This is a genomic window from Rhizocola hellebori, assembly GCF_016862955.1.
Taxonomy (GTDB): domain Bacteria; phylum Actinomycetota; class Actinomycetes; order Mycobacteriales; family Micromonosporaceae; genus Rhizocola; species Rhizocola hellebori.
The window spans coordinates 79,715-95,697 of the sequence record NZ_BONY01000034.1 but is presented as its reverse complement, the minus strand read 5'-3'; the positions used below and the strand labels follow the sequence as shown (position 1 = coordinate 95,697).

At 64.8% G+C, this 15,983-nt stretch carries 9 protein-coding genes; 6 read left to right on the top strand and 3 right to left on the bottom strand.

The features are described 5' to 3' along the window. Nucleotides 1–2,268, bottom strand: a 2,268-nt coding sequence (locus Rhe02_RS26220; protein ID WP_203911016.1) for a right-handed parallel beta-helix repeat-containing protein, incomplete at its 3' end; no start/stop codon positions are given. 297 nt (nt 2,269–2,565) lie between these two features. Further along, nucleotides 2,566–5,292: an AfsR/SARP family transcriptional regulator gene (locus tag Rhe02_RS26215; RefSeq protein WP_203911015.1), complete on the bottom strand. Its 2,727-nt coding sequence runs from the start codon at nt 5,290–5,292 to the stop codon at nt 2,566–2,568. Nucleotides 5,293–5,362: 70 nt separating this feature from the next. On the opposite strand from Rhe02_RS26215, the gene Rhe02_RS26210 reads away from it, so the two are divergent. After that, nucleotides 5,363–7,288 (top strand): alpha/beta hydrolase, encoded by a 1,926-nt coding sequence (locus Rhe02_RS26210; RefSeq protein WP_203911014.1) that lies wholly within the window; start codon nt 5,363–5,365, stop codon nt 7,286–7,288. A gap of 268 nt (nt 7,289–7,556) precedes the next feature. Beyond that, complete coding sequence (locus Rhe02_RS26205; protein WP_203911013.1) at nt 7,557–8,606, top strand: GH25 family lysozyme; 1,050 nt, start codon at nt 7,557–7,559, stop codon at nt 8,604–8,606. Nucleotides 8,607–8,763: 157 nt separating this feature from the next. Here the strand turns inward: Rhe02_RS26205 and Rhe02_RS26200 are convergent, their stop codons facing one another. Continuing rightward, complete coding sequence (locus tag Rhe02_RS26200; protein ID WP_203911012.1) at nt 8,764–9,399, bottom strand: hypothetical protein; 636 nt, start codon at nt 9,397–9,399, stop codon at nt 8,764–8,766. A 182-nt stretch (nt 9,400–9,581) separates the two neighbouring features. On the opposite strand from Rhe02_RS26200, the gene Rhe02_RS26195 reads away from it, so the two are divergent. The 4 genes from Rhe02_RS26195 (at nt 9,582) to Rhe02_RS26180 (ending at nt 15,971) form a co-directional block, all read left to right on the top strand. Next, entirely contained in the window at nt 9,582–10,379 is a 798-nt protein-coding gene (locus tag Rhe02_RS26195) for a hypothetical protein (RefSeq protein ID WP_203911011.1), read from the top strand. A gap of 31 nt (nt 10,380–10,410) precedes the next feature. Continuing rightward, nucleotides 10,411–12,246, top strand: a complete 1,836-nt coding sequence (locus Rhe02_RS26190; RefSeq protein ID WP_203911010.1) for a putative bifunctional diguanylate cyclase/phosphodiesterase — start codon at nt 10,411–10,413, stop codon at nt 12,244–12,246. A 291-nt stretch (nt 12,247–12,537) separates the two neighbouring features. Then, a complete protein-coding gene (locus tag Rhe02_RS26185; protein WP_239124062.1) occupies nt 12,538–13,974 on the top strand; it encodes an extracellular solute-binding protein in 1,437 nt (478 codons plus the stop codon). 101 nt (nt 13,975–14,075) lie between these two features. Beyond that, the gene (locus tag Rhe02_RS26180; RefSeq protein ID WP_239124061.1) at nt 14,076–15,971 is read left to right on the top strand and encodes an ABC transporter permease; all 1,896 of its coding nucleotides are present in this window, start codon (nt 14,076–14,078) and stop codon (nt 15,969–15,971) included. Nucleotides 15,972–15,983: the final 12 nt, after the last annotated feature.

Sequence of the window (15,983 nt, the reverse complement as noted above, 5' to 3'; positions counted from 1 at the left end):
GACGGCGATACCGGTGCCGGTAAAGGTCATGGTTGCGGTGGATCCGTTGGCGGTGGCGTAGTGGATGTCGCCGTTGAGGTCGCCGAACGTCCGGCCACCTTGGACGGTGAAACCGCTGTAGATGATGCGGCTGTCGGTGTCGTCGATGCGGCCCGGCGTGACCGGTCCGCCACTGTCCCCGACGCGGATGTCGGCCGCGGTGGTCCCGGCCGGGATCGGCACGATGAGGAAGCCGCCGGAGACGAACTGCACGTTGGTGACCCTCACGTTCTTCACGTAGACCGGTGTCTGCGCGGTGAAGCCGTGCCCACCGATGAGCGCCTGGGCGGCGTTCGTGGGGGAGATATAGCGGACCTGTGGGGCGCCTGCGTTCGGCTGTGCGACAAATGCGGAGGTCAGCCCTGCTGCGGCAAGGATGCTGGCGGGGATGGAAGAGGCTGAGGGTGTCGCCGGGATCGAGATGGTGCCGGAAACGTTCGAGTCGACCGGTTGATTGCAAGGGTATGACTGGGTGGGAGCGGAGAAGTAGTTGTTGCGGATCCAGAAGTGGCCGGTCGGGCTGCAGCCGCCCTGCGCCGCGCCCCCGGCTCCGAAAGCGACGTTGCCTTCCCAGTTAATCCATTCAGCGCCGGCGTCGTCGTAGTAGGTGAAGTTGGTGTTGCGGCCGTTGAAGGCAACGTTTCCCTTTACCTGTAGCCCCTTTGCGAGTGTCGCGACCGGGTCGATGGTTCCGTCAGCCCGGTTGACGTAACCGGCCTGGTGACCTTCTACGTAGATGGCGCCGCCATCACTGCGTACCGACATATAGTCATGAAAAAGGTTATTGCTTATGGTGTTGCTCTCGTTGATGTTGGTGGAGTTCTGCGGGGTGGTCGCCTGATCCACGTGACCCTGAATGACTCCGGCGGTGATCGCGGTGTAGGGCAGATCGTATAGAACGTTATTGGTGATCTTCGTGCCGCGGGAGAACAACAGCGTGATCCCGCATGCGGAGGTGTAGTCGGTGCCGATGTGGTGGATCACGTTGTCGGACACCGTGGTGTTGGTGAGGATTTCGTTCAGCCCGACGCTGTCGCCGCTGACCGCGGCGGCATCCGCCGTGCAATGATCCTTGATCCCCTGCGCCTGGGAAGCGATCGTCGGAGTCGGGTCGTAGGTGCAGCCGAGCAACAGTCCCGTCGAGGAGATGCCGGTGAACTCGTTGCCCTGAATGAGCGTGTTACGCGCGCCGTACATGACGCTAAGGCCGGCCCCGCCGAGGTTGACGAACCGGTTGCCGGTCAGGGTCAGATTGGTGGTGGCGCTGAAGGCGACATTGGCCAGCGGTTGGGTCAATGCGCCCCACGGACAAGTGCCCGCCGGGTTCGAGAACGTACACATGCCTTGGTTGCGGCCTTCGGTGATGCGCAGGTTGCTTTGCACATCGGAGAAACCGTGCGAGCGTGACGGGTCGTTCCAGGTCGCATAAGAGAACTGCAACCCAGCGAACGTGATGTCATGCAGCGGGTTCGCGAGCGTGCCCGCGCCCTGGAGCAGCGACTCCAGCCGTGGCAGCTCCACGTCGAGATTTTGCATCTGCTGAAACGACTCGGGCTGGTAGTACAACCTGTTCGCCGCCGCGTCCAGGAACCATTCACCCGTGCTGAGCAGCGGTCTGGCGTTTTCGACCCGTGACGGCTTGGTGTTCACCGACATCGACGGCAGACCGCCGCTGCCCTGGCTGAAGCTGGCCCGGCTGGTGACGTTCGTCCAGCAGGGCTGGGCCATGGTCAATGTCGCTGAGCTCGCCGAGTAGCTCGCGACCCGGCAACGCGACTCGGTCCATGGGCCATTGCCACCGGGATAGTCGAACTCCACCTTGGAGACCTCGGCGGCCGATCGCGCGCCGAACCAGGCCTTCGCGGCAGCGTCGGCGTTGATGTTGTATCCCGACGACGATCCTGTCCAGCTTGCATTCCAGCCGAGGTCCGACGCCGAGGCACCTGCCACCGGCACCTTGCGGCCATCGATGTACAACTGCCGCGTTTCGCTGGCCGCAGGGACCGGCGCGGACCAAACGCCGCTCGTGCCCTCCTGCACCCAGCCGGTCACCCGAGTGGCGCCGGAGATAACCGGAAAGGCACCGGGCGCGGCACGCCATATCACTGGGTGTCCCGCACTGCCCGAGTCGGCGGCGGTGAATTTCCAGGTGCTTGACAACCGATAGGTGCCGTCCGCCAGCAGAACCTGCACGTCTGCGCCGGGATCGGCGATCAGCTTTGCGCGCACCGCGCTCTGGGCGCCCGCCAATGAACAGGGCGCCGCTTGGGTGCACGACGCCCCGGACCCAGTCGTCGACGCATAGAAAGTCGCCGCAGTCGCTGCGGACGACTGCGAAACGGGCATGACCAAGAACCACGCCACTGCTGCCGCTGTCGTGGCTACGGCCAGGCTGGGGAGCTGGCGTTTCAGTCGGGACGACACGATCGCCTCCAGAATATCGTAGATCCGATAGGATATAGGCGAGCATCCGCCCGTAATTCAGGGCTGTCAAGGGCATCGAACTATGCCAATGATTAGAGATAGTTAACGTGGTCTATCGATCCGATGGCGGAGCTCCTCACCCTGGCTGTCCCGCTGCCGCTCGTAAAGCTCCAGCGCCCGCCGGTAGGCCTCCATCGCTTGTGGATGATCGTCGTCGAACAGGCAGTCGCCCAGCATCTCCCAACCCCGGGCAGCGCGGTCGAGACTGCCGGCCAGCTGAGCCAGCTCGATCTCGGCTCGGGCGTGGCGAGCGCCTTCCTCGTGGCGCTGCATCCGCAGCAGAGCGAACGCAAGGTTGTGATGGGCGAAGCACGCCAGGAAGAGGTCGTTGATGGCCGCCGCCCCAGCCAAAGCGAGCCGGAATTGTGCGGCGGCTTCCGTCAACCGGCCCAGCCTGCCCAGCAACGTGCCGTAGTGAATCCGTGAATGGGTGCCGAGAATCGGGTCTTCCAGATAGCCGAGAGCAGCATGGGCCTCGCCGTGCAGCTGTTCGGCCTCGACCAGATCGCCGAGCTGTTGGTGCAATACCCCAAGCGCGTCAGCACAATTGGCGGCACCCAGATGGTCATCGACTTGGAGGTAGAGGGCCCGAGCCCGCCGATGCTCGGCGACGGCTTCAGCGATCATGCGTCTGTCCTGATAGCAGCCGGCCAGCATGTCTCGCATGTACGCTTCGCCGTACCCGTCGCCGACTTCGATCGCGCTGTCGAGGCCGATCTGGGCCACCGTGTTCCACTCGTCGGCGCGCCCCGATCGGCGTAGAGGCTCGCGCAGGAGACCGGCCAAGTGCCAGACGTCGTCGTGCCAGCCGGCCTTGGTGTAGCAGGTGAGCGCGCTTATCACCGTGTCGGCTTCGGCTTCGAGCCAGGATGTCGCTGCCGCCTCGGTCGGGAACGGGGCCGAGGTCGATACCGAGAGGCGCACACGGAAACCGGGCAGTATCTCAGCGACCGCGGCCAGCCGGTCCAGTTGCCAGGTGGCCAACCGGCGCATCGCCGCGTGCGATTCGTCGCCCGGCGCCAGACCGGAGGCGAATTCCCGGACGAGGTCGTGCATGCCGAACCGGCCGGGTCGCTCCTGCGTGACCAGGTGCGCCTGGCTGAGCCGGGTGAGCGCGGCTTCGGTGTCGGGCACGGTGAGATCGGCGAGCGCTGCGGCCGCGGCCGAGCTGAAATCGCCGGAGGTGAGCAGGCCGAGCAGGCGGAACAAGCGTCCGTCCACTTCGGACAGATGTCGGTACGACTGGCCGAAAACCGTTGTCAGGGCGTGCGCCGGATCGTCGGCGATGGCCAGTGCCGCGATGCGGTCTCTGTTCCGCAAATCGGTGATGTAGTCGGCGATCGTCTGATGTGGATCGTCGGCGAGCGTGGCTGCGGCGATGCGCAACGCCAGCGGGAGGTTACCGCACCACGCGGACAACTCGCGGGTGGCTTCCGGCTCCGCCTCGACCCGGCTTCGGCCAAGGACGTGGCGCAACAGCTCGAACGCGTCGGCCTCGGTCAGCTCGGCCACCGTCAGCCGGCGGGCGCCGTCGATCGCCACCAGTCCGGACAGCTTGTCGCGGCTGGTGATGAGCACGAGGTTGCGAGGTCCGCCCGGCAACAGGGGCCGGACCTGGTCTGCCGACAGGGCGTTGTCGAGCAGGATGAGCACCGATCGTTGCGCCACCAGCGATCGGTAGAGATCGGCCGCCTCATCCACGGTCGACGGAAGCCGGTCGGCGGCGACGCCGAGAGCGCGCAGCAGTTGGGTCAACGCTTCCGCCGCACGCATCGGCTCGCCCGGGCTGTATCCGCGCAGATTGACGTAGAACTGCCCATCGGGGAAGCGATCCGCGCTCAGATGCGCCCAGCGCACGGCCAAAGCGGTCTTGCCTACGCCGCCCAGCCCGGTGACCGCTCCGATCACGACGGTGGTGCTCGAGTCTGGCTGCTCCCGAGCGATGCGGTCTAGCGTAAGCAACTCCTCGCGGCGTCCAGTGAATCCGGGAACGCTTCGCGGCAGGAAACGCCGAGCCGCCACCGGGCTTGCCGCGGTCAGCTCGGGATCGTTGGTGAGGATTCGCCGATGCAAGGCGTGCAGCTGCGGCGTCGGCTCCACACCGAGCTCGGCCACGAGCCGCTCGCGCAACGCCCGAAAGGCCGCCAGCGCGTCGACCTGACGCCCCTGCCGGTACCGGGCCAGCATCAGCAACTCGACGAGCCGTTCCCGGGTGGGATGCGCCTGGCTGAGCGCGGCCAGCTGCCCGGCCGCCTGAGCCGCCCTTCCCAGCGCCAGGTCGGCCTCGGCCTTGAGCTCCAACGCTTCCAGGCGCTGATCCTCCAGGGCCGTGCCGAGCCGCTCGCGCAAGCCGTCGCCGGCCACGTCAGCCAACAGCTGCCCGCGCCACAGCCGCAGGGCTTCCTCCAGCTCGGCCGCCCGGTCCAAAGGGTCGGCGATGCCGCGGGCACGAGCCAAGGCGGCGCTGAAGCGGTGTACATCGACGCTCGCCCGATCCACTTCGACCAGGTATCCGTCGCCTTTCATCACGACTTGTACGCCATGAGCGGACAAGCCACCGCGCAAACGTGTCACATAGGTGTGCAGGGCCGCCCGCGCCGACGCGGGTGGCCGGCCGTCCCAGAGCAGCTCGAACAGCCGCTCTCGCGGCACGACACGACCTGCTTCGAGCAGAAGCAAACCCAGCAGGCAGCGCTCCTTGCGCCTGCCCAGCTCCAACCGGCTGTCCCCGTCGACGGCCATGAATGGGCCTAGCAGCCGAAACTCCACAATAGAAATGGTAGGCAGCGTGGGCCGCACTGGTAAGTCCGCGGTAAGTGGCCGTCGCCATAGTCGGCGCATGTCTTCTTTGACGAAAAAGCTGGGATGGCTCGCCGCTGTCGCGGGGGTGGCGGCGGCCCTCGTCGGGCCCGCCACCGCCGCGCAAGCGAGCAATGCCAGCTGGACCTGTGGAAGCGCCAGCTATCCCAGCGCGAACACAGCGAAGATCACCTGTTCCCGGATCGCCGGGAAGATCCGCATCGAGGCGGAGTGCTGGAACCTCAGCGGCACCAGCCATTACCACGCGATCGGCTCATCGAGCCGATCGACCGGGACCCTGACCGTGACCTGCTCCACCGGCTACGAAATCGATCCACCGGTCATCGTGCCGATGGCGGACCCGTTTACCGGTGCTGACTTCGACGGCGACGGGACGACAGAGTTCGCGGTCTGGCGCCCTTCCACCGGCACCTGGTACTCCTTGGGCCCGGGCGCCTCCACAGGTGGCACTGCGGGCGATGTCCCGGTCCCGGGCGACTACGACGGCGACGGCTTTACCGAGCGGGCGCTCTGGCGGCCGTCCAACGGCACCTGGTACGTGCCCAAACTGCCCAACGCGGTCTATGGACAGGCCGGGGACATCCCGGTTGCGGGGGACTACAACGGTGACGGTATCGATGAGCGCGCCGTGTTCCGGCCCTCGAACGGCACCTGGTATGTGTGGGGGCAGAACAGTGTCGTCTATGGACAGGCCGGAGACATCCCGGTTCCTGGCGACTACAACGGTGATGGCGTCGATGAGCGCGCTGTGTTCCGGCCTTCCAATGGCACCTGGTACGTGTGGGGGCAGACCAGCGTCGTCTATGGACAGGCCGGGGACACCCCGGTTCCGGCCGACTATGACGGGGACGGCGCCGATGAGCGCGCTGTTTTCCGTTCGGCGACCGGCGTCTGGTTCATCTTCGGCAGCACCGCCCACACCTATGGCGCGGCAAGCGACATCCCGGTTCCCGGCGACTACGACGACGACGGCGACGCTGACCTAGCGGTCTTCCATCCGTCCACTGGCGAATGGTTCGTCAAGGATCGTTCCGTGGTGCAATACGGCGCGGCCGGCGACATCCCGCTCAACGCGCCGACCGCGCTCAGGGCCCGCCACAGCGTGAAGGCACCGGTGCCCGGCCGCAGCGACGGGAATGACAGGCCGGTCTACTTCATTCATGGCTACGACTTCCACGGCAACGGCATCAACGCGAAGGGAACGTATTGGGACACCGTCATCGCCCAATACGTGACCAACACCGATGCCGCTCTGCCCGTAGCAAATGTCGTCGCATACTGCTACTACACGATCGACACCAACTGTGACGTCAAGGTGCCCGGCGATCGCAGTGTCCCGCTTCTGCAGCGATCCAAGGATCTCGCCTGGGACATCTACGACCGGTATTCCAGCCGCGGGCAAGCGATCGACGTGGTGGCCCACTCCATGGGCGGCCTGCTCATCCGGGGCGCGCTCACCGGAACAGCGCACCAGGAGCCCGGCTTCCCGCCGTACCTCTACGTCGAGGACGTCGTCACCATTTCGACGCCGCATCTCGGCACGATCGGCGCGGCCGCGTGCAGCCTCGGTTCGACCCAGTGCCGTGACATGTTCCCCGGCTCGGCTTTCCTAGGCTGGCTGGACCACGCCGCGCAGTCGCACATGGCCACCGACTGGACAGTGCTCGGCTTCATGGACGATCCGGTCGTGGACGAGGACAGCGCGGCGCCTCAGGCGTATGCCTTCCAGCACAAGTACATCTTCGACAGCCAGCAGTTCCTGCCACAGGTCGACGCGCACATGCTGATGCTCGACGCGCCGATCGGCACGTACCGCTACCTGTACTGCGATTACGACAGCATTGACTGCGACGTTTTCGACCGTTCCACCTTCCTGCACACCTCATCGGGCTTCACCCCGATCGACCTCATCCGATTGGGCACCTACTCCAACGACTCCTGGTAGCCGCATCATCTACTGAGGGTGTGCCCCGGCCAGGGGCGCGCCCTCAGCTCCGAGCGTGCTGACCATGTTGTACAACCGGCTCGAACTGGGCCTGGCTAGGGGCGGCACGGCGCGGGCCGGCCGCTTGTTCACGATCGGGGCATCGTCATCTGCAGGGATCGACCGCGGGCACTCGACATTTTAAGATGGGCGAAGAACACGGCCAATGCCGGCAACACGTCGGTACTCGTAGGAGCTATCTCAAACTGACGAAGGTTGCGTGATTCCGATGGCCGACGATCCGAGCATCCCCAACGTCTTTGGGTGGGATGCCTCAGATTTTGACTGGGACCGCGGGCCGATGGACCTCGCCGCGGCCGCGCGTGACGGCATTCAGTTCTTCACCCACAAGGCAACCGAGGCAACATCAACAAGGCATTCACATTACGGCGAGGCGATGCGCCGCGCCCGCGATGCAGGTATCCCTATTCTCGGCGCCTATCACGTGGTACGCAGCTCGCCCAGCGTGTCATCGCAGGTCGACTACTTTCTGTCCTACCTGGACAGCCAGACGCCATGGTGGCGCAGCTGGGGCGATTGGTTTCTGCAGGTCGACCTCGAGAAATGGCCCTACGACACGGTGCCGGCCAGCGCGGGTGAAGCGTTTGCTGACCTGGTCGAGCAGCGCACCGGCCGGAAGGCGGTCATCTATGCCTCCAAGGGCCAGTACGGCAACGAGCTGACCGGCACCAGTCACCTGTTGTGGAACGCCAACTACGGCACCGACCCTGTCCTGCGCTACCACACCGCCTACGGGGTTCGGGGCGGCGACACCGGGCCGGGCTGGGTGGTCTATTCGGGCCGGATGCCCACGTTCTGGCAGTACGGCTCGCAAACCATCATCGGCAACCAGCCCATGTGCGACGCCAACGCCTTCCGCGGCACGCTCGCTGAACTGCGTGCCCTGATATCAGGAGGAGGACCTTTCATGGCACTAACCGAGCAGGAGCAGGACGATCTTTATCGGCGCGTCTGCAACCTAGATCACTTCATTTTCAAGGGCAACGCCAAGGGTCTTGAGTCCATCGATGACCTAAAATTTGGACTCGGCGAGGGCACGACGGTGCCACCGCAGCCGTACGAGCTGACCCGGAAGATCAACGAGCTGCTTTCCCGCCCGCCCGTGCAGGCGGCCCCGATCGACCAGGCCGCCATCAACGCCGCCGTGATGGCGGCCATGACCAACCCAGCCGTGCTCGCGGCCATCGCCGAAGCAATGCGGCCCGTCGTCGACTCCGAGCTTGACGAAGCGTTCCGCGGCGGAGCGGACAACGACTGATCGAGTGCGCCGTGCCCTGAATAGGGCAGGGCGGTGACCCTGCGTGAGGTGACAGCGCCAACAGGGCGGTGCCCCGGTTGGCCCGGGACACCGCCTGCAGCATCCGGGTCGAGAAACCTGCCGCATGATAACCGCGAAGCTCTCAGGAGCTGGAGCTCTAACTGAAATCTGACTTGTATTGATTGGAAACCGTCCGGAAATCGGCCGAGAGCTGACTCTTGGCAATCGACTTGTTGCCAGCCCTCAGGGCCTCAAACTTGGCGTCGGACGTGGCCGGTATCTCCATCACGTAGATCAGGCGGCTGGACGGACGGGTTGTCCCGTCTCCAAGTATCACGGTATATGAGGCGGTTTCAGTTCTTGCGCTGTCGACTTTCGCCTTTGGGTAAATGTCGCCGCGCGGCTTGCTGCCGTCCAATGGCTCTGCCACCAGCCAATACACGGTGCCTGAGGGCGCGGTCTGGCAAATGCGCACGTGCGCGGGAAATTTGAGATTTCCGCCTCCCGGCGCACTGACGTTGACGGCTTCGCCGGCACCGCAAGACACGACAGGGGTAGCCGTCGTGGGATTCTGTGGTGACGCAGTTACTGGTGAAATTTGTGTCGGCGTTGTCGCCACTGTGGTCTGCGGGGGCTCAGGCGGAGGAGGGTCCCTGTCTTTATCCACGCTGCATCCGGCCAGGAGCAGTACGACAACCACTGCTAGCCGACCGATGTGCACGCCTCGAGTCATCATTTGTGCCTCCCAATGAGACTGCGACTCACGATTTTGTTTGGATTTGGCTGTCGCCATCGTGGCATTGTCAACCAACACAAACCAAAGCTCAGAGTCCATCTCTGTCCAGTTCGTCGATAGAATCGACCAAGTAGCCCACCTATGTTGACAATCGGATGTTGGCAACGAACCCTCGCTGCCAAAAGCGCACCCCGAACAGCCCATAGCCGCATGTAGATCAATTCGCCGAGAATTGCAGGGTGGACGATCACGCGCCAGCAGATGAGAACACGCCGAAGCCCGGCGATCGAATAAGGGCAGTGCTGCCACTCACCACCGCACCCGTCACCTTCACCTCCGCGTTGTTAGCAACGTTTGCGCCCTTCATCGAGGAACCGGCCACGCGGCTTTGGATGGCTTACGGCACCGGGTTCGGCATATTCCTTACCATCGTGCTCCTGGTGGTTCGTCCCAGCAGGCGAACAAGGATATGGAGGGCCGCGTTCGCTGCCGCAACAGCCTTGACGATCTTCGCGGCCGGAGCGCTCGCAGCCTTTGTCTACCAATACGATCGCGACGCATATGGGCCTGCGATCACGCTGTCAGCTGAGGCAGCTCCTTACCCAGGCGCACCCGTTCAAGACATTCCAGTCAAGATCCTATACAGAATCAACCGGACGAACAGCGGGCTTTGCCTGGGGCACCTATGGCTGGTCGATCGTCAACCCGACGGAAAGGACATCGTCCGAGACGGGGTCGTCGAGAAAGAGAAGCTCTACACCATCAGAGACAACAAGATTGCTTGTCGTAAGGGCCGGGGGCAAATCGAGTTCAACGTCCGCTCAAGCATCGTCTCGCATGAGATCGCCGTATGGTCTTTCAACGACACCGGAAACCGCGAATATGCGCAGCGCCAGTGGGATCTTCACCACGAGAATCCGCCCAACTACAGAGAAGACGGTGACTTCGTGCCGAGCCCGGCGCGATTTGCCTCTCTGGTCTCCAATACGCTTCGCCTTGGGCCCATCGATGCCACGGCCCTCAGGCCGACGCTGTAGAACCCGTCCACGCCGCCGTGATGGCGGCATCATGACCAACTCCGCGGTCGATGTCTGGCTCGCTGCCGCTGCCGTATGCTCGCTAGCGCGTGGCAAGCGCCATGTTCGCGTCGTCGCCAGGGGGTCCCTCGCCATCGACAGGCCAGCGGAGGAGTTGCCGGCTCAGGCCGAGGCTCGGTTTCGTGCGCTGTTCTTCGGGGCGGCGGTGGCCATGGGCATCTGCGACACCACCGGTCAGATCATTGTGGTCAACAAGGCCATGGCCGACCTGTTGGGATACACGGTCGAAGAACTCAGCAAGATGAACGTACGTCAATTCGTACATCCCGACGATCCCCCGGACACCTGGGAGTCGTTCGCGGCTATCGCCCGTGGCGCAAAGGATCACTCACGGCGCGAGAAGTACTTTCCGCTGCGCGACGGCGGCTCCGTGTGCACCGATATGACGACGTCTTTGCTGCGCGACGCCGAAGGGCGCGCCCAGTACATGGTCTCGATCATGCAGGACATCTCGGAGCGCAAGCTTCTGCACGCCCGGCTCCAGCATCAGGCGCTGCACGATCCGTTGACAGGCCTTCCCAATCGGCGCTACGTGTTCGACCGGGTGGGCGCCATCTTCGACGGCGAGCGCGAACACGGCCGGGTCGGGCTGTGCTATCTCGACTTGGACGGTTTCAAGGTCATCAACGACTCGCTCGGACACGATGTCGGCGACCGGCTGCTGGTGGCGGTGTCGGAGCGGATCCAACGCAGCGTCGTCCAGCCCGAGCATCTGGTCGGCCGGATGGGTGGCGATGAGTTCGTGGTCGTTGTCGACGACACGACGAGCACCGACGAAGTCGCCGGGATAGCCGATGCGGCACTGGCCGCGCTCAGCGCGCCGTTCTCCATCGACGGTCACGAGCTGGTGATCTCGGCCAGCGTCGGCGTGGTAGAGCAGGCGATCAAGGAGACCAGCATCGCTGACATGTTCAAGGCGGCGGACACGACGCTGTCGTGGGCGAAGGCGGCCGGCAAGGGCCGGCGGATGTTGTTCGACCCTGACCGGCACGTGCACGAGCTGGCGAAGCGGACCATCGCGGCGACGATGCCGGCGGCTCTGCGCCGCAGCGAGTTCTTCCTCGAGTACCAGCCTCTGGTGCGGCTCAGCGATGGATCGACCCAGGGCGTGGAGGCGCTGGTCCGGTGGCGTCATCCGGAGTTCGGTCTGCTGCCCCCGAGCCGGTTCATCGACGTGGCCGAGGAAACTGGGCTGATCGTGCCGCTTGGCCTGTGGGTGCTTGAAGAGGCCTGCCGGCAGACCCGCGAATGGCAGGCCATCCAGACCGGCCCCACTCCGTTCGTCAGCGTCAACGTGGCCGTCCGGCAGGTCCAGAGCTCGGCTCTGGTCAGGGATACGGCGCGAGTCCTGCGGGAAACCGGACTTGATCCGACCCAGTTGCACCTGGAACTCACCGAGAGCGCCTTCATGGCCGCCGCCGGTGAGCCGTTGGCGAATCTGACGGCGCTATCGGCGATGGGGGTGCGCATCGCCATCGACGACTTCGGCACCGGCTACTCGAACCTCGCTTACCTGTGCAACCTGCCCGTCCACACGCTGAAGCTGGCACAGTCGTTTGTGGAGGGACTTCGGGGTCATCGCGGCTCCGACCCGGCCAAGGAGCGGGTGGTGGCCACCGTGATCGGCCTCGCGCACGGGCTCGGGCTCTCGGTCACGGCCGAGGGAGTGGAAACCGCGCACCAGGCATCCCGGCTGCGCGACATGGGCTGCGACACCGGCCAGGGATGGCACTTCGGCCGCCCGGCCCTGGGGCAGTTGGCACCCCCGTGGGGGTTGGGGCCCGATCCGACGCGCGAGAACACCTGACGGCGACGCCTCACTGTGTCCTTTGTGGACTGACGATCCCTGCCAAGCGTTCGGTTAACGTGCTCGACATATTGACCGATCCCCCTCTGTCGTCGTAGCGTGCGCATCACGCGAAACTATCGGGATTTGCTCGAAACTTTAGGAGGCATGGCCCGGAAGTTCGGGGAGCAGGCTTCGCGAAGACGAACCTTGCGGCCTGACGCTGTCATGCGACGTGCGACGCGGGCGACGTGGGGGCCATACCAAGTATCGAAAAACTTCCGGAAGCACGAGCAACACGGAGGAGGGCGAATGGTCATGGAGGAAACCCCGTTGTGGTCCCGGCGCGAACTTCTGAGGACGGGGGTGGGGGTGCTCGGCGCGGCCGGTCTGGCCGCGTGCGGGGACAGCTCGCCACCGACCCCGCAGGTGCAGGCCGAGGTTCCCAAGGAGCTGCTCGACGCCGCGGCGTCATTGAAGGGCTCCTCGATGGGAGTGCTGTCGCAGAAGCTTTACTCGGAGGCGGCGAACGCGGCGCTCGATGCCTCGATCAAGAAGTTCGCCGACGCGACCGGCACGAAGATTGAGAACAGTCTGGTCCAGGCCGACGCCGGTGATGTGGTGGCCAAGATCGACGCTGAGGTGAAGGGCGGCGTGGCGCGTGATCTGGCGTTCATGACCGACTCACGGTTTGTCGCGCAATTCCAGGCGCTGGGAGACCTGGAGGACGTGACGGACGTCGTCACCGCGCTGTCGGTCAAGTACGGCCAGCCCACCGCGGAGTCAAAAAACTTCTGCGTCTTCAACGGCAAATGGTTCGCCATCCCGTACCACTTCATCGGGATTGGATCGTTCCTGCGCAAGGACTGGATGCAGGAGAAAGGCATTGCCCCCAAGGACGTCTACACCTGGGAGGAGCTTAGGGATATGTGCCTGGCGATCTCCGATCCGGCCAACCGCCGGTTCGGCTGGGGCATGACCGTGAACCGGTCCGGCGACGCCAACGGCATGATCGAAGCACTGATAAATGCCTATGGCGGGTCAATCGCCTCCAACGATGGCAGGAAGGTCACGTTCGATTCCCCCGAAACGGTGCAGGCGGTGACCTTCCTGGGCGACATCTATACCAACCCCAAGTACAAGCCGATGTTGCCGCCGGGAGTGGCCGCCTGGACCGATTCCAGCAACAACGAAAACTGGCTCGCCGGGGTCCTCGGTTACACCCGTAACCAATTCAGCGTCTACGCGGACTCCAAGACCAAGAAGAACCCGGTCTACGGCAACACCCACGTCTTCGCCGACTGCATCGGGCCCGCGACCGACAAACCCTTGCTGCTCGGCCAGTCCCAGGGTTTCGTCGTCTTCAAGGGCGCCAAGAACGCCGCGCTGGCAAAGCTCCTGGCGCAGTATCTGATCAGTGCGCCCGCGCTGCTCGGGGTGGCGAAGGAGGCGCCCGGCCTGGCGCTGCCCGCCTGGGAGAAGGTCTGGGACGCCGACCCGTACTTCAGCAGCGGCGACCCGGCGTTCCCCATCATGCGCAAGATCACCCAACAGTCGTTGCCGCTGACCACGAAGAATGGCTTGGCCTTCCCGCAGAAGGCCAGCGCGGGCCAGCAAGCCGCTGTCGGGGCTTACGTCCTCACCGACATGATGCAGCAGGTCGTCCAGGGAACAGCGCCCGCGAAGGCGGTGCAGGCTGCTCACGCGAAGATGGTGCAGATCTTTACCCAGCAGGGGCTGCCGCAGTGACGTCGGTCCGTCCAGCGCCGGCCCCGGCGATCGGGGCATCGCCCCGGCCGGGGCCTGGTTCCCTTACGGCGACCCAGCGTCGGCTCGGTCGTGACTGGCGGTTGGCGACACTGTTTCTGGCGCCTGCCGCGGTGTTGGTGGGCGTGCTGGTGCTCGTGCCGATCGCCCGGTCGGTCATCACCAGTACGACGGAACGGCACGGGCAGGACAGCGTATTCGTCGGACTGGACAACTACATCGCCCTCATCGGTGACGAGCAATTCCGTACCGGCGTGGAGAACTCCTTCGTCTTCACCGCCTATGCCGAGGTGTTCAAGGTGGTGCTGGGGCTGTGCGCGGCCCTGCTGCTGCACCATCGGCGTCGTGGGCGGGCCGTGCTGGCCGGGCTGCTCCTGGTGCCGTGGGTGGTGCCAACCGTGGTGACGGCGTTCAGCTGGCGCTCGCTGCTCGACCCGATCTTCGGCAGTGTCAACATGCTGCTCACCGAATCGGGGATCGGGCCGCTGCTGGCCAGTGCGCACCTGGTCGACAGCTGGCCCGCGGGCTGGCTTTCCGACGCGTCGCTGGCCATGCCGTCGGTGATCCTTGTCAACGTGTGGAAAGGGGTGCCGTTCTTCACTATCGCGTTCCTCGCGGGCTTGAAGGCCATCCCATCAGACCTGTACGAGGCGGCGACCGTCGACGGCGCCTCGTCGTGGCAGCGGTTCGCCCATGTGACATTGCCCGGGCTGCGCCACGTGATCACCGTAACGGTGACCCTGTCGTCAATCTGGACATTTAACAATTTCGACCTCATCTGGTTGTTGACACAGGGCGGCCCGGGCGACGTGACTGCGCCGTATGTGCTGGTCGCCTACTCGAAGGCGATCCTGCAACTGCAGTTCGGTGCTGGGGCGGCGGTCACGCTCGTGATGCTGCCGGTCATCGGCGGGCTGGTGTTCGTCCTGGTTCGGTTGCTGCGCCAGGATGCCGGCACATCGTCACCCCGGCTGCCCGGGACGGCACGAAAGGCTCTGCCGTGGGTCGTCGCCGCGGCGGTCACCGGTCTGCTGGCCTGGGTGTCGCCGCACATTTTCTGGAAGGCAGCGGTGGTCCTCGGGGTGATCCTGCTGATGGCGACGGCGGTCGGCCGGGTGGTCTCGACGCTGCAGGCCCGGGGCCGTCGCCGGACGTCGACCCTGGTGTCGCGCCTGGGTTCCGGTGTCGCGCTGGCCGGGTTGCTCATCTTCGTGCTGGCCCCGCTTTACTGGATCGCGGTCACGGCGTTCAAATCCGAAGGCCAGATCGTCATGCACACTCAAGACCTTTGGCCGACGCCGTGGACCCTCCAGCAATTCACCGACCTGTTCGCCACCAAGCCTTTTGGCCGCTGGTACCTCAACACGCTGCTGGTGTCCGGGACGTCTACCGCGGTGGCGCTGGTCTGCGCCGCCCTGGCGGGCTACGCGCTGGCCCGGCTGCGGTTCCGCGGGGCGCAGGGTTTCACCGTCACTGTGCTACTGACCTACGTGATGCCGGGCGCGCTGCTGTTCATCCCGCTTTACCAGCTACTCATCGGGGTGAGGCTCAACGACTCGTTGTGGTCGCTGATGGTGACCTACCCGACCTTCACCCTTCCTTTCGCCACCTGGCTGTTGACCGGATACTTCTCGTCGATCCCCATCGAGCTGGAGGAGGCCGCGCTGGTCGACGGCTGCACCCGCATCCAGGCGTTCGGGCGGATCGTGTTGCCCCTCGCCAAGCCGGGTCTGCTGGCGGTCGCGCTGTTCACCCTGACCAATGCCTGGAACGAATTCCTCTTCGCCTTCGTGTTCATTACCAAGGACGAGTACAAGACGCTACCCGTGGGGATGCAGTCGATGATCATCGGAGATGTTGTGCCGCAAGGACAACTCGCCGCGGCATCGCTGCTCGTAAGCATCCCGGTGGTGGTCATGTACGCCTTCGGACAACGCTTCCTGACCGAAGGGCTCACCGCGGGAGCGGTGAAGGGCTGACCGCTACTTTCG